At 72.0% G+C, this 18,859-nt stretch carries 17 protein-coding genes; 7 read left to right on the forward strand and 10 right to left on the reverse strand.

Annotated features, from left to right (window positions below; all coding sequences use genetic code 11):
- Positions 1–7 precede the first annotated feature (7 nt).
- Entirely contained in the window at positions 8–1,036 is a 1,029-nt protein-coding gene (locus ACJ6WD_RS09300) for an alpha/beta hydrolase-fold protein (RefSeq protein ID WP_331248841.1), read from the reverse strand.
- A 153-nt stretch (positions 1,037–1,189) separates the two neighbouring features.
- Here ACJ6WD_RS09300 and ACJ6WD_RS09305 point away from each other — a divergent pair, with 153 nt between their 5' ends.
- On the forward strand, positions 1,190–1,483 hold the full coding sequence (locus tag ACJ6WD_RS09305; protein ID WP_331248840.1) for a hypothetical protein: 294 nt from the start codon (positions 1,190–1,192) through the stop codon (positions 1,481–1,483).
- Between the two features lie 24 nt (positions 1,484–1,507).
- Here ACJ6WD_RS09305 and ACJ6WD_RS09310 read toward each other — a convergent pair whose 3' ends face one another.
- From ACJ6WD_RS09310 to ACJ6WD_RS09330, 5 genes are all read right to left on the reverse strand, one after another.
- Positions 1,508–4,570: an alpha-mannosidase gene (locus ACJ6WD_RS09310; protein WP_407615496.1), complete on the reverse strand. Its 3,063-nt coding sequence runs from the start codon at positions 4,568–4,570 to the stop codon at positions 1,508–1,510.
- A gap of 63 nt (positions 4,571–4,633) precedes the next feature.
- Complete coding sequence (locus ACJ6WD_RS09315) at positions 4,634–5,905, reverse strand: glycosyl hydrolase (protein ID WP_407615497.1); 1,272 nt, start codon at positions 5,903–5,905, stop codon at positions 4,634–4,636.
- Positions 5,906–5,936: 31 nt separating this feature from the next.
- Entirely contained in the window at positions 5,937–6,788 is an 852-nt protein-coding gene (locus ACJ6WD_RS09320; protein WP_331248837.1) for a carbohydrate ABC transporter permease, read from the reverse strand.
- Entirely contained in the window at positions 6,785–7,708 is a 924-nt protein-coding gene (locus ACJ6WD_RS09325; RefSeq protein ID WP_376446668.1) for a carbohydrate ABC transporter permease, read from the reverse strand. The genes ACJ6WD_RS09320 and ACJ6WD_RS09325 overlap by 4 nt, the downstream gene beginning before the upstream one ends.
- A 14-nt stretch (positions 7,709–7,722) precedes the next feature.
- Positions 7,723–9,018 (reverse strand): extracellular solute-binding protein, encoded by a 1,296-nt coding sequence (locus ACJ6WD_RS09330; RefSeq protein ID WP_407615728.1) that lies wholly within the window; start codon positions 9,016–9,018, stop codon positions 7,723–7,725.
- 270 nt (positions 9,019–9,288) lie between these two features.
- Between ACJ6WD_RS09330 and ACJ6WD_RS09335 the strand changes: the two genes are divergently transcribed.
- The 5 genes from ACJ6WD_RS09335 (at position 9,289) to ACJ6WD_RS09355 (ending at position 14,797) form a co-directional block, all read left to right on the forward strand.
- Positions 9,289–10,380, forward strand: coding sequence for a LacI family DNA-binding transcriptional regulator (locus ACJ6WD_RS09335; RefSeq protein WP_233658966.1), 1,092 nt, complete (start codon positions 9,289–9,291; stop codon positions 10,378–10,380).
- 150 nt (positions 10,381–10,530) lie between these two features.
- Positions 10,531–11,550 (forward strand): alpha/beta hydrolase, encoded by a 1,020-nt coding sequence (locus ACJ6WD_RS09340; RefSeq protein ID WP_233658967.1) that lies wholly within the window; start codon positions 10,531–10,533, stop codon positions 11,548–11,550.
- Positions 11,543–12,760: an acyltransferase gene (locus ACJ6WD_RS09345; protein ID WP_233658968.1), complete on the forward strand. Its 1,218-nt coding sequence runs from the start codon at positions 11,543–11,545 to the stop codon at positions 12,758–12,760. Before ACJ6WD_RS09340 ends, ACJ6WD_RS09345 begins: the two co-directional genes overlap by 8 nt.
- A gap of 10 nt (positions 12,761–12,770) precedes the next feature.
- Complete coding sequence (locus ACJ6WD_RS09350; RefSeq protein WP_407615498.1) at positions 12,771–14,111, forward strand: sensor histidine kinase; 1,341 nt, start codon at positions 12,771–12,773, stop codon at positions 14,109–14,111.
- Entirely contained in the window at positions 14,108–14,797 is a 690-nt protein-coding gene (locus ACJ6WD_RS09355; RefSeq protein WP_233658970.1) for a response regulator transcription factor, read from the forward strand. The genes ACJ6WD_RS09350 and ACJ6WD_RS09355 overlap by 4 nt, the downstream gene beginning before the upstream one ends.
- Before the next feature lie 60 nt (positions 14,798–14,857).
- Here ACJ6WD_RS09355 and ACJ6WD_RS09360 read toward each other — a convergent pair whose 3' ends face one another.
- The 3 genes from ACJ6WD_RS09360 to ACJ6WD_RS09370 all read right to left on the reverse strand — a co-directional run bounded on the left by ACJ6WD_RS09360 (position 14,858) and on the right by ACJ6WD_RS09370 (position 17,119).
- Entirely contained in the window at positions 14,858–15,250 is a 393-nt protein-coding gene (locus tag ACJ6WD_RS09360; protein ID WP_407615499.1) for a spore-associated protein A, read from the reverse strand.
- 15 nt (positions 15,251–15,265) lie between these two features.
- Complete coding sequence (locus ACJ6WD_RS09365; protein ID WP_016574238.1) at positions 15,266–16,144, reverse strand: lysozyme; 879 nt, start codon at positions 16,142–16,144, stop codon at positions 15,266–15,268.
- 315 nt (positions 16,145–16,459) lie between these two features.
- Positions 16,460–17,119 carry a transglycosylase SLT domain-containing protein gene (locus tag ACJ6WD_RS09370; protein WP_407615500.1) on the reverse strand — a complete coding sequence of 220 codons (660 nt, stop codon included), beginning with the start codon at positions 17,117–17,119 and terminating at the stop codon, positions 16,460–16,462.
- 551 nt (positions 17,120–17,670) lie between these two features.
- On the opposite strand from ACJ6WD_RS09370, the gene ACJ6WD_RS09375 reads away from it, so the two are divergent.
- Positions 17,671–17,889, forward strand: a complete 219-nt coding sequence (locus tag ACJ6WD_RS09375) for a hypothetical protein (RefSeq protein ID WP_233658973.1) — start codon at positions 17,671–17,673, stop codon at positions 17,887–17,889.
- Between the two features lie 131 nt (positions 17,890–18,020).
- Here the strand turns inward: ACJ6WD_RS09375 and ACJ6WD_RS09380 are convergent, their stop codons facing one another.
- The gene (locus ACJ6WD_RS09380) at positions 18,021–18,719 is read right to left on the reverse strand and encodes a transglycosylase SLT domain-containing protein (RefSeq protein ID WP_233659076.1); all 699 of its coding nucleotides are present in this window, start codon (positions 18,717–18,719) and stop codon (positions 18,021–18,023) included.
- Between the last annotated feature and the right edge of the window lie 140 nt (positions 18,720–18,859).

Raw genomic sequence — 18,859 nt, forward strand, 5'->3', positions numbered from 1 at the left:
ATCTGCATCAGGAGCCGCTGGGAATCGGGGCCTTCAACTGGTCGCTGATGAATTTCATGGAACTGGCGTCCATGCCCTTCTGGTAATCCCACGCATTGTGCCGGCCGCCTGGGATTATCTGGAGCGCGGTGTGGATCGGTCCCTTGCCGTACTTCGCCCGGAAGCGGTGTATCGGATTGAGCACCGCGGCGCCTTCCTTGCTGCCGGCCTGGAACGCGAGATAGACCTCCGGTCCGCCCTTCCTCAACAGGCCCGCCGCGAGCTTCTCCGGATTGTTGGCGTCCTTCTCCTTCTGGTGGCCGGCCCACATCGGCGAATCCGGCACGATGTCCGGGCCGCTGGCTATCGCCGCCTTGAACTTGTCCGGGTGCTTCAGCACCGACTTCAGGCCCGCGAAACCGCCCGAGGACGAACCCATGAAAGCCCAGCCGTCGCGGGATCCGAAGGTGCGGAAATTGGCCTTGACCAGATCGACGACGTCGTCGGTCAGCCAGGTGCCCATCTTCTGCTGACCGGGAATGTCACTGCCGTCGTGGTAGCGGGTGTCCGGATTGAGCATCGGCATCACCACGAGGAACGGCAGGCTCTTGCCCTCCGTGGTCCACTTCGTGAGGTTCTCCTGCAATTTGATGTCGCCGCCGACCCAGTAATTGGTCACGCCGTCCTTGTCCTGCGGGCTGCCCAGACCGCCGGGCAGGGCTATCAGTACCGGAAATCCGCTCTTGGCGTATTTGGCTTCCTGGTATTCCTTCGGGGCCCACACCCAGACGCTTCCGGTGACCCCGGACTTCGCGCCCTTGAGCGTGGTCCTGGCTATGTGGGTGCCGTCGTCCAAGGTGCGGGTGATCCGGAACTCGCTCTTCGGCCCGGTGGGCATCCGCGTGTCCTGGTCGACCGGTTTGACCGGGGTGGCCGCGCTGCCCGGCGCTCCGGCGTTGAAATCGACCGGGTTGCCGTTCTCCGAGCAGCCGGCGAGCAGGGCGGCGCAGGACGCGACGACGACGGCCGTGAACGCGCGGGCGTAAGGGTGTTTCAACGGTGACTCCGCTACTGGACGATCACATGCGAGTGACCATGACGATCAAGTGCAAGTGACCATAAAGAGTCGATTTGACCGCCGGCGGTTCCGTCGTGCGCCCATCGGCCCGTTCGACGGGCACTCCGAGCCGGTCCGGCCGAGAATGCAGCGGTGACCGATGAACAGCGCAGTGCCGATGACACCGCCCCCCGCGGCGTGCCCGGTGCGCAGGAGCGACGGCTCGCCAGAAGGGCGCTGGCCGGCCGCGCACGGGACGCGGCGGACCTGTCCCTGCTGATGGACATGCTCGGGCTGGACCCCTGTCGGGACCCCGGTCGGCAGGCGCCCGCGGCCGCCGGGCCGCGACCCGGCGGCCGCGGCCGCGGCACCGGCCGGGACCGGCGGCAGGCGGTCCGTCGCGGTGCCTGCCGCGACGCCCGCACGCCGTCCGCCGACCCCGGCTGAGCCGCCCGGCCGCACCCCGCCCGATCAGCCGACCGACCGGCCTTCCGCCGTCCGGCGCAGTCGCAGCGTCACGATCTGGAACGGCCGCAGCGCCATCCGCACCGCGTCGCCCTGCCGTTCCAGGGCCGGACCGTCCTCGACGGGACGTTCCAGCAGATCCGTGGCGACCGCCTCGACCAGCGTGAACCCGCAGGTCAGGGTGGGGCGGGCGCGCCCGCCGCGGGCCTCGTGCAGCCGCACCACCAGATCGCCGCTGCGGTCGTCGGCCAGCTTGACGGCGGTGACCACCACCGCCGCGTCGTCCACCGAGACCAGCGGAGCCACCGCACCGGACCCGGTGACCGCCCGCTCCGGCAGGTTGATCCGGTGCCCCTCGCGCACCGCGTCCCCGAGGGTCGCGCCCGGGACCAGCGCGTACCGGAAGCGGTGGGTGCCCTGGTCGGTCTCCGGGTCCGGGAAGCGCGGGGCGCGCAGCAGGGACAGCCGGATCGTCGTCGTCGTGCCGCGCTCGCCCTCGGTCCCGCCCTCCCGGACGGTGCGCGTGACGTCGTGCCCGTACGTCGCGTCGTTGACCAGTGCCACGCCCCAGTCCGGTTCCGCGGCGTGCACGAACCGGTGCGCGCACGCCTCGAACTTCGCCGCCTCCCAGCTGGTGTTGGTGTGGGTCGGCCGGTACAGGTGCCCGAACTGGGTCTCCGCCGCGTACCGCTCGGCGTGCAGGTCCAGCGGGAACGCGGCCTTGAGGAACTTCTCGGTCTCGTGCCAGTCCACCTCGGTGTCGACGTCCAGCCGCCGCTGTCCACGCGTCAGCGTCAGCGTCTGGACCGCCCGCGACCCGCCGAAGCGCCGCACCACGCGCACCGTCGCGGCGTCCGCGGTCGCCGCGACGAGCGCCACCTCGTCCGCCTCGGTCAGGTCGGTGACCACCTCGCGGTAGAAGGCGTCGACGTCCCAGGCATCCCACATGTTGGGGAAGTCCGGATGGATCTGGAGCAGGTTCGCCGCCGTGCCGGGCGCGACGGCCTCCCGCTCGGCGGTCACGTCGTACGCCGAGACGACCAGGCCCCGCTCGTCGACCTCGATCCGCAGCAGGTCGTGCTGGAGGACGAAGCCGCCGCCGGGGCGCGGCCCGGCGGTCACCGGGGCGCCCTCGCCCACCGGCGGCGCGATCGCCCCCGCCGCCACCCCGGACCGGGCGTGCGGCGCGGAGTTCGCCACCAGCCGCCGGTCGCCTGCGCCGGCCAGGGCCGTCAGCGCGGCACCGATCAGCTCCTCCGACTCCGCGGCGACCGCGGCGTAGGTGCGCTCCGCCTCGCGGTGCACCCAGGCGATGGAGGAACCGGGCAGGATGTCGTGGAACTGGTGCAGCAGGACGGTCTTCCAGAGCCGTTCCAACTCCGCGTACGGATAACGGAATCCGGTGGTGACGGCGGCGGTCGCCGACCACAGTTCGGCCTCCCGCAGCAGGTGTTCGCTGCGGCGGTTGCCGCGTTTGGTGCGGGCCTGGCTGGTGAGCGTCCCGCGGTGCAGTTCGAGGTAGAGCTCGCCCACCCACACCGGTGCGTCGGGGTACTCCACCGCCGCCCTCGCGAAGAAGTCGCCGGGCTTCTCCCAGTGCACGGTCGGTGAACCGTCCAGGTTCTTCAGCCGGCGCGCCTTGGCGACCATCTCGCGGGTGGTGCCGCCGCCGCCGTCGCCCCAGCCGGTCGGTGCCAGGGAGTGCCGCGCCGTGCCCTTCTCCTTGAAGTTCCGTGCGGCATGGGCGAGTTCGGCGCCCGAGAGTTGGCAGTTGTAGGTGTCCACCGGCGGGAAGTGGGTGAAGATCCGGGTGCCGTCGATGCCCTCCCAGCGGAAGGTGTGGTGCGGGAAGGAGTTCACCTGGCTCCAGGAGATCTTCTGCGTCAGCAGCCACTTCGACCCGGCCGCCTTGATGATCTGCGGCAGACCGGCCGCGAAGCCGAAGGTGTCCGGCAGCCACGCCTCGTCGTTCTCGACCCCGAACTCCTCCAGGAAGAAGCGCTTGCCGTAGACGAACTGACGGGCCATCGCCTCCGACCCGGGCATGTTGGTGTCCGACTCCACCCACATCCCGCCCGCCGGGACGAACCGGCCCTCCGCGACCGCCTGCTTGACCTTGGCGTACACCTCGGGCCGGTGCTCCTTGATCCAGGCGTACTGCTGCGCCTGCGACATGGTGTAGACGAACTCCGGTTCGTCGGCCAGCAAGGCCGTCATGTTCGCCGTCGTCCGGGCCACCTTGCGGACCGTCTCGCGCAGCGGCCACAGCCACGCGGAGTCGATGTGCGCGTGCCCCACCGCGCTGATCCGGTGCGCGGACGCCGCCGCCGGCGCCGCCAGCGCCCCGGCCAACTGCCGGCGCGCCGCCGCGGCCGTCCCGTTCACGTCCTGAAGGTCGAGCACGTCCAGCGCCCGGCCCACCGCCCGCAGCACCTCCCAGCGCCGCGGGCCGTCCACCGGCAGTTCCGCCATCAGCTCGCCCAGCACCTCCAGGTCCAGGATCAGCTCCCACACCTCGGTGTCGAACACCGCCAGGTCCATCCGCGCCAGCCGGTACTGCGGCTCGCCGCCCGCGGTCTCCGGGTCGCCCAGCGCCGTCGGCTGGAACGGGGGGACGCCGAGGATGACCGGGTTGGACGCCGCCTCCAGATGCCACTCGACGCGTTCGCCGCCGCGCACCGGCGCCCCCACCCGCACCCACTGGTTGCGCGGGTTGAGGCCCTTGACCGGCGTCCCGTCCGCCAGGTACACCAGCGCCTCGCACTGGAACCCCGGCATCCGCTCGTCGAACCCCAGGTCCAGCACCGCCTCCACGGTGCGCCCCGCCCACGCCGCCGGCACCGTGCCGCGCACCCGGAACCAGGTCGTCGCCCACGGTGCGCCCCAGGCGTCCCCCACCGCCACCGGGGTGTGTCGGGCCGCCAACCCCTCGGCCACCGGCACCGGCTCACCCGGCGCGACCCAGGCGGCCACCTCCAGCGGCACCGACTCCGGGTACAGCGCCGGCCGGATGCGTTCGTCGAGGACCCGCTTGAGGCGGGCTTCGACCAGTGCGCGATCGTCATGCATGGTTCTGCGGCTCCAGACGTCGGGGAGAGGGGCGGTGCGGGGGAGCGGGAGGAGGGGGCGCGGTCATCGCGGCGCCACCTCCTCGGGGGTGTACACATCAGTGATCCCACGGGCCGTCAGATGAGCTGTGTCGTCGGCAAGTTGGGACAACACCACGGTGGGGCGGGCGCCGCGGGCGGCCAGTTCCGCCCAGGCTTCGAAGACCGGGCCACCGGGTGCGCACACCGACCGGTGGGGCGCCCCCTCGGCATCCCCGGCGTCCACGACCAGCGCGGTGGAGCGCACCGGCGGTCGGTGCGGACGGTCCCGCCACTGGGCCGCCGCCTCGGCGAGGGCCCGCCCGACCGGCTTCACCGCCCGGTCCTCGGTGAGCAGGCCCAGCCCGTACTCCAACTCGGGGAAGTCCGCCAGTGACCGTGCCACGTCGTACGCGCACCACCAGGTCACGCCCCAGACGTCCGGGCAGTCCAGGGCGTTGGCGACGGTGGCCGTGGCGAAGCGGGCCGCGCGGTCCTCGGGGACGTGCGGGGCGGGGGCGCCGACCTCCTGGAGCCACACCGGGCGGTGCGGGTCGAGGGCCCACGCCTTGGACAGCTCGACGAGGTACGCGGCGTGCTGCTCGGTGGCGACGCCGGTCGGCCCGTGCCGCTGCGCGGTCCCGTTGAACACCCAGGAGTGCACCGCGGTCATCGCGCCGAGCCGGGCGGCGTGCGCGGGGGTGAAGGGGTGGCCGTCCTGGTACCAGGCGGCGTCGTACGCGGCGTGCAGGTGCGTCCGGCCCGGTGCGCCCCGCTCGCAGGCGGCCAGCATCCGGGTGAGCCAGGCAGCCGCCTGCGCGCCGGTGATGCGGTCCGGGTCGGGGTGCGGGGCGTCGGCGAACTGGTTGATCTCGTTGCCGAGGGTCATCCCGAGGAAGTTGGGCCGGTCGGCGAGCGCGGCGGCCAGGGTCCGCAGGTACTCCTCCTGGCCGGCGAGCACCTCCGGGTCGGTGAAGAGGTTGCGGCGGTGCCAGGTCTGCGTCCAGGCGGGCAGGAAGTCGAAGCTGGACAGGTGGCCCTGGAGGCCGTCCACCGCGACGTCCAGCCCGCGCTCGGCCGCCGCGTCGGCCAACTGCACCAGTTGCTCGACGGCGCGCGGTCGGATCAGCGTGCGGTTGGGCTGGAACAGCGGCCACAGGGGGAAGACGCGGACGTGGTCCAGCCCGAGGGCGGCCAGGGCGTCCAGGTCCGCGCGCACCGCGTCCGGGTCGAAGTCCAGCCAGTGGTGGAACCAGCCCTGACTGGGGGTGTAGTTGACGCCGAAGCGGATCCGGCGCGGTTCGTGGGGTACCGGCATGAACGGTCCCGTCCTTCCGGGTGGGGTGGCATCAGCCCTTGACGGCGCCCTCTCCGACGCCGCGGAAGAAGTAACGCTGGAGACAGGCGAAAAGCACGATCAGGGGGAGGACGGCGATCACGGAGCCGGCCGCCACCAGGCGCTGGTCGTTGGCGAAGGTGCCGTGCAGGTAGTTCAGGCCGACGGTCAGGGTGAACTTCGACTGGTCGCTCAGCACGATCAGCGGCCACAGGAAGTCGTCCCAGGCCCCCATGAACGCGAAGACCGCGACCACCGCGAGGGTGCCCTTGACCGACGGCAACGCGATCCGGACGAACCGCTGCCAGGCATGGGCGCCGTCCACGTACGCCGCCTCCTCGACCTCGTACGGCAGTGCGGCGAAGGCGTTGCGCATCAGCAGTACGTTCATCGCGCCGATGCAGCCGGGTAGCACCACGCCGAGCAGGGTGTCGTTCAACTGTAGCTGACGCATCGTCATAAATTGGGCGATCATGATGCTTTCGACCGGCACCAGCATCGCCATGACGAACACCACCACGGCGCACCGCCGACCGCGGAACCGCAGCCGGGCCAGCGCGTACCCGGCCAACGCGGCACCCGCACAGTTCGTCAGCACGTTGGCGACGGCCACCTTCACGGAGTTCAGGGCGAAGTCCCAGACCGGGATCACCCGCCCCACCGCCGCGTAGTTGGCCAGCGTCGGATGCTCCGGCACCAGGCTCGGCGGATAGCGGTAGATGTCCTCGCCCGGGCCCTTGAGGGACGTCGAGAGCTGCCACAGGAACGGGCCGACGGTCAGCGCCAGCACCACGAGCAGCAGCAGGTAGCGGACCACCAGCGGGCCCTTGCGCCTGCGCCGCCCGCGCCGGCCCGGCCCCGTCATCGGTCCTCCCCGCGGTTGGCGCGCAGCACCAGCAGCATCAGCCCGAGCGTCAGCACGAACACCACCACCGACAGCGCCGAGGCGTACCCGACCCGGCCGCTGAGTCCGGTGCCGGCCTGCTGGACGAGCATCACCAGCGTGGTGTCCTCCCCACCGGGCCCGCCGGTCGCCCCGGCCATCAGGTACACCTCCGAGAACACCTTGAAGGCGTTGACCGCGGACAGCGCGGCCACCAGTACCATCGTGGAACGCACCGCCGGCACCGTGACGGTCAGGAAACGCCGCACCGCACCGGCCCCGTCCACCGCGCACGCCTCGTGCAACTCCCGCGGCACCTGCGTCAACGCCGCCAGATAAATGATCATGTAGTAGCCGAGGCCCTTCCAGACCGTCACCGCCATCGCACTGAGCAGCAGCAGCCACGGATCACTGAGGAAACCGGCCCGGCCGAACCCCAACACCCCCAACAGCGCGTTGATCAGCCCCCGGTCGTCCAGCAACCACACCCAGATCAGTCCGACCACCACCACCGAGGCGACCACCGGGAGGTAGAACGCGGCCCGGAAGAAGGCGATCCCCGGCACGCTGCGCCGGACGAGCAGCGCCAGCAACAGCGGCAGCACCACCAGTGGCGGCACCACGCCCAGCACGTACAGCGCGCTGTTGCGCAGCCCCGTCCAGAACATCGGGTCGTGCAGCATCTCCTGGTAATTGGCGCCACCGGTGAACTGCCCGACGGTCAGCGTCCGGGCATCGGTGAAGGAGTGCGCCACCGTGCTGACGAACGGATAGAGGCTGAATCCGCCGACCACCAGCAGCCCGGGCGCGAGGAACAGCCAGGGACTGGTCGGCAGGTGCGGACGGATCGCCGTACCGTCGCCGCGTTCGCGGGCACGACCGCCCGGTGCGGACTTCCGCATCCCCATTTTCGGCCTCAGCCGGTCTTCAGCAGGCGATCGCATTCCGCCACCGCGGAATCCAATGCCGCCTGCGGGCTCTGCTTTCCCTGCAAGGCCCGGGCGACGGCATTGCGCAGCACCGTCTTCATCTGGTCACTGAGCACCACCGGGGTGTAATTCACCGCGGTCTTCAGGGACTTCGCCGCCGCCACCCGCACCCGCGTGGCATCCGTACCGTCCTGCTTGGTGAAGTACGGATCGTCCAACGCCCCCTGCGTGCTGGGGAACACCGTGACCTGCCGCGCGAACGCCATTTGGTGCTGCCGGTCCGTCACGAAGTGCGCGAAGGCGACCGCGGCCGGTTTGACCTTGCTCTGCGCGTTCACCATCAGGCCCTGCACGTACATGTTGGCCTTGCCGGTGTTGTTCACCGCATCGGTGATCCCGACGTTCTTGTAGAGGCCCGGCGCATCCCGTTTGAAGTTCTCCAGGTCCAGCGCGCTGCCCGGATTCATCGCCACCGACTGCTGTTCGAACTTCCGCCCCGCCGACTCGGCCACGGAGGTCAGCGCCTGGGAGTCCAACGCGCCGGCCGCGTAGAGCTCCTTGTAGCGGGTGAGCAGCCGCACGCCCTTGGGCTCGTTGAAGGTGAACGCGGTGCCGCGGTCGTCCATCAGCCGCACCCCGTACCGCCCGAAGTCCTCGATCGACGGCGTCCCGGCCAGCATCGCGATCTTCCGGCCGCTGTTCCGCGCCATGGTCAGCGCGTCGGCGAACAGCGCGTCGTAGGTGGTCGGCGGTTTCGCCGGATCGAGCCCGGCCTGACGGAACAGCGCCTTGTTGTAGAACATCGGGCCGGTGTTGAGGTACCACGGGAAGGCGTAGACGCCCGGCATCCCCGGCATCTCCTGGCTCTTCCAGGCCCCGTCCAGATACTCGGCCCGGTATTTCCCGGCGGCTTTGTCGATGTCGAGCGCCAATCCGGCCTTCGCCAGCGGATAGGCGAGGTCCGGCGACACGTTGACCACATCGGGCAGGGTGCCCGCCGCCGCATCCGCACTCAGTTTCTGCGGATATCCCTCGGCCGGCTGATCGACCCACTTCACCTCGGTGCCCGGGTACTTCTTCTCGAAATCCCTGATGACCCCGTCGAAGTACTTCTGGAAACGCGCCTTCAGATTCCACGTCTGGAAGGTGACCTGACCCGTCACCTTCCCCTCCGCGCCGCCGTCACCCCCACCACCGCCCGAGGCGCCGCACGCGGACAGCGCGAGCGCCGAAGCGGCGAGGACCGCGTGGGCGACGAGTCTCCGACGGGAATCACGAGGCATGGCCGGCTCCTTGGCTGAAGTGCTCTGAAGTGCTCGGACCAGAAATCTCCACGAAGGCCATTGCAGCGCGGGATCCGGTTCTGCCACACGGTTTCCAGGCTCCCGGATCGCGACGCGGCAGACGCTACTAATGCGATTTAGTAGGTGTCAACACCCCTGCCACGAAGGGTTTTTCCCACCGTCGCGGAGAACCGTCCGGCCATTGTTTGACAGTCCCCGCCGCCCTGATCAGACTGTCCGCACCCATGGTTCGGCCGGGAGGAGCCCGCGATGACAGCGCCCGGTGAGGCCGCCCGCCGCAAGCCGGCGCGCCGCCCGACCATCAAGGACATCGCCCGACGGGCCGGGGTCTCCGAGAGCGCGGTGTCCTTCGCCCTCAACGACCGCCCGGGCGTCTCCGCGGACACCCGCGCCCGGATCCGCCGGGTCGCCGACGAGTTGGGCTGGCAGGCCAACATCGCCGCCCGCGCCCTCTCCGGCGAACGCGCCGGCTGCCTCGGCCTGGTGCTCGCCCGCCCGGCCCGCACCCTGGGTGTGGAGTCCTTCTTCCTCCAACTCGTCTCCGGCATCCAGGAGGTGCTCTCCGCCCGGCGCACCGCGCTGCTCTTCCAGGTCGTCGAGGACCTCGACACCGAGTGCGCGCTCTACCGCCGCTGGTGGGCCGAACGCCGCGTGGACGGCGTCCTCGTCGTCGACCCCCGCACCGCCGACCCCCGCCCCGCGCTCCTCGCCGACCTCGGCCTCCCCGCCGTCGCCATCGGCGGCCCGGCCACCCCCCAACCCACCGGACCACCGCCCACCGCGCCGCTGCTGTCCACCGTCTGGGCCGACGACGCCAAGGCCATGACCCGGGTCCTCGACCACCTGCACGACCTCGGCCACCGCCGCATCGTGCACGTCGCCGGCCTGCCCGACCTCGCCCACACCGCCCGCCGGATCCACTCCCTGCGCACCGCGGCCGCCCGGCGCGGCCTCGACGCGCAGCGGGTCCGCTCGGTCACCACCGACTACTCCGACGCGGAGGGCGCCGAGGCCACCCGCCGCCTCCTCGACGCCGCCGACCCGCCCACCGCGATCATCTACGACAACGACGTGATGGCCTTCGCCGGCGCCGCCGTCGCCGCCGCCCGCGGCATCCCCGTACCGGGCCGGCTCTCCGTCGTCGCCTGGGACGACTCCCCGCTGTGCCGCGTCGCCCACCCCCCGCTCACCGCGCTGGTCCGCGACACCGCGGGCTTCGGCCGGCTCGCCGCCGCCGAACTCCTCGCCCTCCTCGACGGCGGTCCGCCCCGCACCGTCGAGGGCGAACTCCCGCACCTGGAACCCCGGCAGAGCACCGGCCCACCGCCCCACACCGGCTGACCCTCCGTCACCACCCGCCCACCCCCTACCCGTCATACCTGAGGGCTACGGCGGGAGTCGCCCCCCTGGCGGGACGCCGATTACCCACCGCGCTTTCTACCTTCTGTGCCGCAACCTCCTCAGCACCTCGGTACGGAAGGACCACCCACCATGGCGCCGCATCCGCGCAGAAGCCGCCTGACCCGCACCCTGCTCGCCGCGCTGGTCACCGCCTCGGTGGCCGTCCCGGTGTCCGGCGCCGCCCGCCCCGCCGCGGTCCCCGCGCCGCCCCCCACCGCCCTCGGCCCGCTGCACGACACCGACCCCGCCGCCCTGGAACGCCGGTACGCCGCCACCCGCGCCGACGTCCGGGCGGCCGAGCGCACCGCCGCCGCCCACGGCGACCACCGACGGGCCGCCGCCCTGCACGCCATGGCCACCCCCGCCCGGCACTTCCTCACCTTCGACGGTCGCGACGGCGGCCGCAGCACCGAGGTCTACGGCGACCTCGCCCGCGCCGACCGGATCGCCGTCCTGGTCCCCGGCGCGGACACCGGCCTCGACACCTACCCGCGCTTCCGCAACGGCGCCCAGGCACTCCAACAGCAACTCGCCCGCCAACCCGAAGGCCACCCCGCCGTCCTCGCCTGGCTCGGCTACTCCACTCCCGCCACCGTCAGCCCGGCCGCCGCCACCACTACCCGCGCCGACGAAGCCGCCCCCCAACTCAGCGCCTTCATAACGGAGTTGAGGAAAGCCGAACCGCACGCCCGGATCACCCTGCTCTGCCACTCCTACGGCGCCGTGGTCTGCGGCCGGGCCGCCCACGACGTGCCCGCAGACGCCCTCGTCTTCTACGGCAGCCCCGGCACCGGCGTCGACACCGCCGCGGACCTGCACACCCGGGCCACCGTCTGGGCCGGCCGCGGCGCCGACGACTGGATCGCCGACGTCCCGCACGTCCGCCTCCCGCTCCCCACCACCACCCTCGGCTTCGGCACCGACCCGGTCTCCCCGGAGTTCGGCGCCCGCGTCTTCCCGGCCGGCACCGGCGGCCACAGCGACTACCTGACGCCCGGCACCCCGTCCCTGGCGAACCTCGCCCGGATCGCCGCCGGCTCGACCCCGCTCACGACTCCGGACCCGACCGCCGCCCCGCGGCGCACCGCCCGGGAGGCCCACGGTGCCTGACGCCCCACGGGCCGCCGCGGCCGCCCTCGTCCACCGCATCGACGCCGCCACCCCGCCCGACCGGGACCGGGCCACCGACGCCCTGCGCGCCTGCGCCATCCTCGGCGTGGTCCTCGGCCACTGGCTGGTCACCGCCCTGGTCGCCGACAGCGGCACCCTGCACGGCGCCAGCCCCCTGCAAGGCATGCCCCAACTCGCCCCGATCTCCTGGCTGTTCCAGACCCTCGCGGTGTTCTTCCTGGTCGGCGGCGAGGTCGCCGCCCGCAGTCACGCCACGGCCCGCGCCCGCGGTACCCGCTACCGGCACTGGCTGCACGCCCGTCTCGGCCGACTCTTCCGCCCGGTCGCCGCCGTCCTCGCGGTCTGGGCCGTCGCCACCGTCGCGATGCTCGCCGCCGGCGTCGGCCTGGACACCGTCCACACCCTGGACAAACTGGTGCTGTCGCCGCTGTGGTTCCTGCTGGTCTTCGCCGCCCTCACCGCGGCCACGCCACTGACCGCCCGCCTGCACCCCGCGTGGCCGTGCGCCGTCGTCGTCCTCGTCGACGTCCTCCGCTTCGGCCTGGACGGACCCGCCTGGCTCGGCTGGCTCAACCTCCCCGCCGGCTGGCTCGTCCCGTACTGCCTGGGCGCGGCCCGGGCCCGCGGCGCCGCACACCGCCGCGCGACCGGCTGGGCGCTGCTGCTCGGCGGCACCGCGGCCACCGCCGCCCTGGTCCTCCTCGCCGGCTACCCCGCCGCCATGGTCGGGGTCCCCGGCGCCACGGTCTCCAACCTCAACCCGCCCACCCTGGCCGCCGTCACCTTCGGCCTCGCCCAGTGCGGCGCCGCGCTGCTGCTGCACGACCCGCTCAACCGGGCCCTGCGGCGCCCCGCGGCCTGGGCCGCGGTGGCCCTGCTGAACCTCTCCGCGATGACCGTCTTCCTCTGGCACCAGACCGCGATGATGGCCGTCACCGCCACCGCCTGGTTCCTGGCCGGCCCGCTGCCCGGCCTGCACACCGCCCCCGACGCCGCCGCCTGGATCCTCGCCCGGCTCGCCTGGCTGCCGGTCTTCGCGGCCGTGCTGCTCCTGTGCTGGGCCGCGTTCGCCGCGTACGAGCACCGCCGGCCGGGCGCCCCGCACCGGCCCGGACGGGCACCGGACGGCACCGGGCCGGACCTCCGGGAACGCCACCCTGCCCGCACGGCGGTGACGCCCCGTGCCTAAGGTGCATCCCGTGAAGAGGGGGATCACGGCCGACCGGCTCACGGCGGCCCTGCGCGCGCTGCCCCGGCACCTGCGCGACGACCTGTGGACCGGGGCGGCCCGGGAGCCGCTGCCGATCGGCGGCCGGCGGCCCGGCTGGCTCGACTGGCGACCGGCGATCATCGTCCCGCTGCTGGTGCTCGGGGTCGTCCTGCTCGCCGGCAACGCCAACGCCTACGCGTTCCAGTACGGGATGGGTATGGCGATCGCCGTCCTCATCGCGGGGATCCAGGCAGCGGCACCGATCCTCGCGCTGTACCGGCCGGTCCTGGCCTGGTGGGCGGCGACCGCGGCGGTGCTGGTGGTCGGCTCCCACGCGGCGGTCCGGTTCGACCCGTTCGTCGATCCGCCCTGGCAGCGGACCGGGATGCCGATCCAGGCGGCGGTGCTGTTCCTCGTCGCGCTGCGGGTCCGGCCCCGCGCCACCGCCGAGATGCTGGTGCTCGGCGTCCTGGCCGGCGCCTTCGCCAACGGGCTCGCCGACGGCGGCTTCCGCGACGACGACGTCTCGGCCCTGGTGCTCGCGGTGTGCGCCCTGGTCGGCGCCCTGCTGCGGGGCCGCCAGAAGGCCCGCACCGAACTCGTCGTCCAGGAACGGCTCACCGCCGAGGAACGCGCCCGCCGCACGGTCCTGGAGGAGCGCAGCCGGATCGCCCGCGAACTCCACGACGTGGTCGCCCACCACATGTCGGTGATCTCCATCCAGGCCCAGGTCGCCCCCCACCTGGCCGAGAACCCCTCCGACGCACTCAAGGAGAACCTCCGCGGCATCCGCCAGAACGCCGTCGAGGCCCTGACCGAACTCCGCCGGGTCCTGGACGTCCTGCGCTCCGCGGACTCCGGTCCCGAGGGGACCCGGCACGCCCCGCAACCCACCCTCGACCGGCTCGACGAACTCGTCGGCAACGTGCGCGGCGCGGGCGTCACGGTCACCGTCGACACCACCGGCACACCGCGGCCGCTCTCGCCCGGCACCGAACTGTCCGCGTTCCGGATCGTCCAGGAGGCGCTCAGCAACGCGATGCGGCACGCTCCCGGCGCCGCCGTCCACGTCGCGCTCGGCTACCACCCGGACCGGGTCGCCCTGCGCGTCACCAACACCGTCCCCGCGCGCCCCGCACCGCCCTCCCCGGGCGCCGGCCACGGCCTGCTGGGCATGCACGAACGCACCACGATGCTCGGCGGCGAACTGGCCACCGGCCCCACCCCCGACGGCGGCTACGAGGTCACCGCGATCCTCCCGGCCGCCGCCCCCACCACCCCGATCGCCCCCGCCGCCCCCTCCGACGACGCCGAGGACACCCGACGATGACGACCCCCGCCACCACCCCCGCCGTCCGCGTCCTGATCGCGGACGACCAGAAGATGGTCCGGCAGGGCTTCACGGTGCTGCTCGACGCCGAACCGGGCATCGAGGTGGTCGGCCAGGCGGTGGACGGCCACGACGCCGTCGCCAAGACCGCCGAACTCGCCCCCGACGTCGTCCTGATGGACATCCGGATGCCCGGACTCGGCGGCATCGACGCCACCCGCCGGCTCACCGAACCGGCGGACGCCACCGTCAAGATCCTCGTCCTGACCACCTTCGACCTCGACGAATACGTCTACGAGGCGCTGCGTGCCGGTGCCTCCGGCTTCCTGTTGAAGGACGCCTCCGCCGAGGAACTCGCCCAGGCGGTGCGGGTGGTGGCGGCCGGCGACGCGCTCCTCGCCCCCAGCATCACCAAGCGCCTGATCGCGGAGTTCTCCCGGATGTCCGGCGCCCCGCGCGCGCCGCTCAAGGACCGGGCGGCGGGGCTGACCGAACGGGAGACCGAGGTGCTGTCGCTGATCGCCCAGGGCCTGTCCAACGCGGAGATCGCCGAGCGCCTGGTGGTGGCCGAGCAGACGGTGAAGACCCATGTGGGCCGCATCCTGGTCAAGTTGGGACTGCGCGACCGGACCCAGGCCGCCGTCTTCGCCTTCGAGACGGGCCTGGTGCGACCCACCGGATACTGACCCGCCGCCTCCCTGTCACTCAACTACGCTTGTTCATAGGTGACTTGGCGAGAAACACGGTCAGTGCCGGACCACGACCCCCGGCGCCAGCCGGCCGCAGTTGGAGCCGGTGACGCTCACGCTCACCGCCTCGACGGCCCCACCCCAGTCCACACACCGCCCTTTCGCCGCCAGATGGACCGGGCCGGCGTACGTGGTGTATTTCCCACTGTCGAACACGGGGTCGGAACTGTGGTCGGACGGTCCGAGCGCGGCGTGGACGAGTACCGGCTTTCCGGGACTGTTCCGGATCGTCACCACACAGTTCTTCCCGGTCTTCGCGCTGTACGTGAGGTAGACCGTGCCTTTTCCACTGACCGGTACGGAATTCACGACCGAGTAACCGCTGCCGCACGCCCCGCTGTACGCCGCGCTGCGGATCGGCGCGGCCGATGCGGTGGTGGCCAGGCCCATGGTGGCTCCGCCGGTTCAGTCGTCGTCGTCCGCGCCGTAGGCCATCACCTTCAGCCTGCTGAGGGGACCGTTGAACCGGTTGTGGTCACCGACGGTGTGTCCCGAGGACGTGTGCTGCCAGATGCTGTGGAACCGCCAACCGCCCGGCAGCGACCCGACGGAGGAGCCGTAACGGGGGATCCACAGCGGGTTGCTGCCGCCGAACCGGCTGGAGTTGCCGGTGCACCGCTTCCACCAGTTGGTCGAGGTGTAGATCACCGCGTCCCGCCCGGTCTCCTCCCGGTAGGCGCGCACGAAGTCGGCGATCCAACTGACCATGGCGCCGTGGCTCTTGTCGTAGCAGGTCGCGCCGTAGGGGTTGTACTCCATGTCGAGCGCGCCCGGCAGCGTCCGGCCGTCCCGCGACCAGCCCCCGCCGTGGTGCGCGAAGTACCGCGCCTGCGTGGCACCGCTGGAGTGGTCCGGCAGCGCGAAGTGGTACGCCCCGTGGATCATGCCGACGTTGAACGCGCCCCGGTACTGCTGGGTGAAGTACGGGTTCTTGTAGCTGGTGCCCTCGGTGGCCTTGACGTAGGCGAAGCGCACGCCCATGCGCCGCAGCTTCGCCCAGCCGACCTTGCCGTTGTGGCTGGAGACGTCGACGCCGGCCACCGACTTCCGGGGCCAGGCGCCGCGCGGTTCCGAGGTGGCGGCCTGCTCGATGCCCTCGTGCGCGGCGATGGTCGACCCCATCCAGTCCTGCTCGGGGTGGGCGGGGGTCTTGGCGACCTCCGGCGTCGCGAGGGCGGTGCCGGGCAGCGTGAGCGGCAGGGCGAGCACAGTGACGAGTGAGACGAGTGAGCCGGCCGCAAGGGGGACCGTCCGCCGGGCCGGTGCGGATCTGCGCAAGGGCATCGCGTGCCTCCGAAGGACTTCGGTTGAGTCAGTTTCGGCAGCTTTTGAGCAGGGTTCTGCCGATGAAATGACTTATACGCTGAAATGCCAGGTTCCATGGCTGGATGGGCCCGGGGTCCGCCGTCCGGCCGGGCCATCTCACCCGTCCGGCGGCGTTCGCGGCGCCGTCGCACGGCGCCCGTGGCACGAGACGAGCGGGCCCCGGCAGTGCCGGGACCCGCTCTCCGCTCAGCGGCGAACGCGCCATGTCGCCGCTTCGCCAGCTTCTATGGCGACCCTGCCGGGTCGGATGTCTCGTCCGTCATCGACGGTGGCTCAGTACGCCGAGTTGACGTTGTCGATGGAGCCGTAGCGGTGCGCCGCGTAGTTGGCGGCGGCGGTGATGTTGGCCACCGGGTCGTAGAGGTCGTGCGGCGTGCCCGACACGTGGTACGTGTTGAAGGTGGGCTGGATCACCTGGAGCAGGCCCTTGGAGGGTATGCCGTTGCGGGCGTTGATGTCCCAGTTGTTGATGGCGTTGGGGTTGCCGCTGGACTCCCGCATGATGTTGCGGTGCAGGCCCTCGTAGCTGCCGGGGATGCCCTTGGACTTCATGATGTCCAGGGACTGGCGGATCCAGCCGTCGAGGTTGTCGGTGTACTTCTTCGGCGCGGCCGGGCGGTCGGCGGAGCGGCTGGCGGCCTGCTCGGCGGTGTGGCCCTGCTTCGCGACCGCGGTGACCTTGATGCGGTCCGCGACGGAGGCGGCGACCGGACGCTCGACCTTGGCGCTGTCGGCCTTGGCGGGCATCCCGTTGGCGTTCACCGGGGCGACCGCGGCGGGGGCGTGCGCGGCCGTTGCTGCGGCGGTGCTCGGGGCCGCGGTGGCGGCCAGGCCCGTGGTGGCGCCGGCGGCGGCGAGCACGGCCAGGGCGACCTTGTGGGTGCGGGTGATGCGGGCGATCCGGGCAGCGCGGGGCAGGGTGAAACTGGGCATGCGGGGGTGACCTCTTCCAGGTGCGGGTTACGGGGAGGCGGCCATCATTGGCGCGTTCGAACCGGAGGCTGAGTGCCGCGTTCGCCCTTGGGGCGGGAGGTGCGGCGCGCTCTCGGTGCGACTGGATCCATAGTTAACGGCCGACCCGGCGGGTGGCAATGCCCCCCTGTACTACCGTTCTTCGTGAGATGGTCGGGGATGTCCGTAATGAGCGGTTATGAACCCCGTGTTCGTGGGCCGGATCGGCTCCGGCAACGACTAGGCGGGCTCGTACGTGACGTACGTCGCGTGCCGGGCGTCACCTGCCGGGGCCCTCGAAAGCCCCTCCGGAACCCCTTGCGAGTTGCCTGGGTCACACCCTGAATTGGCCATCGCCGCCCCGTACTTCGCGACCCCGGGCGCATCGGGAGCGGGCCGCGCCCCCGGATTCATCGATGCGGCGGCGCCGCTGGTCCATCCGTAGCAGCGTCGGGGCTGTCGCAGGGCGGCGGCGCCGCGGGTCCCCGAGAGTGGAACCACGCACAACCGCCACTCACCGTAGGGAAGTGCTCATGTTCCGTCGCACCACCGTCGTGCTCAGCGGCCTGCTCGTCGCGGGATTCCTCACCACCGGCGTCGCCGCCGCGGCCCCCGCCGACCACCACCAGGACCACCGGCACGGCAGTCACGCACGCCACCTCACCCCCAAGGAGCGCGCGGGCCTGCGCTTCGCCGGACACCTCCTGGACGTCCTCTTCGGCGGCCCCTCGCGTCACAGCCACATCTACTGACCTCACGCGCCAACGGCAATGGCCCTGACCGCGAAGTGCGGTCAGGGCCATTGCCGTTGGCAGGGGGCGCCTCAGGGGCGCGAGGTCCCGGCCGGGTGCTCCGTCACGGAGTCCCGGCGCGGAAAGCCGCCTCAGTACGCCGAGTTGACGTTGTCGATGGAGCCGTAGCGGTGCGCCGCGTAGTTGGCGGCGGCGGTGATGTTGGCCACCGGGTCGTAGAGGTCGTGCGGCGTGCCCGACACGTGGTACGTGTTGAAGGTGGGCTGGATCACCTGGAGCAGGCCCTTGGAGGGTATGCCGTTGCGGGCGTTGATGTCCCAGTTGTTGATGGCGTTGGGGTTGCCGCTGGACTCCCGCATGATGTTGCGGTGCAGGCCCTCGTAGCTGCCGGGGATGCCCTTGGACTTCATGATGTCCAGGGACTGGCGGATCCAGCCGTCGAGGTTGTTGCCGTACTGCTTCGGCGCGGCGGCCTTGGGGGCGGCCTTCGGCGCCTCCTTGGCGATCTCCGTACGCTCCGCGGAGCGGTTGGCGGCCTGCTGCGCGGCGTGGCCCTGCTTGTCGAGCGCGGTCACCTTCAGGTGGTCCGCCACCGACGCGGTGACCACGTGGTTCTGCTCCGTGGTCGCCTTGTCCTTCGCCGCGACCGGCAGGCCGTTGGCGCTGACCGGCTTCACCACGGCCGACGCGTGCGCGGCGGGCGCCGCGGCGTTGCTCGGCGCCGCGGTCATGGCCAGGGCGGCTGCGCAGCTCGCGGAGGCCACCAGCGCCGCGGAGATCTTGTGCGTGCGGGTGAGGCGGGCGGTTCGGGGCAGGGAGAAGTGGGGCATGGGCATGCGGAGGTGACCTCTTCCAGGGCTTGGTGGCAGGGGGAGATGGCCATCGGTGGCGTCTCGGGGTCCGAGGGTCAGTGCCGCGCTCACCGCTCTGGCGGAGTCCGCAGGCTCTCGGCGTTACGAGAAACATGGTT

The sequence above is a fragment of the Streptomyces sp. VTCC 41912 genome, assembly GCF_045799175.1.
GTDB classification, from domain to species: domain Bacteria; phylum Actinomycetota; class Actinomycetes; order Streptomycetales; family Streptomycetaceae; genus Streptomyces; species Streptomyces albulus_C.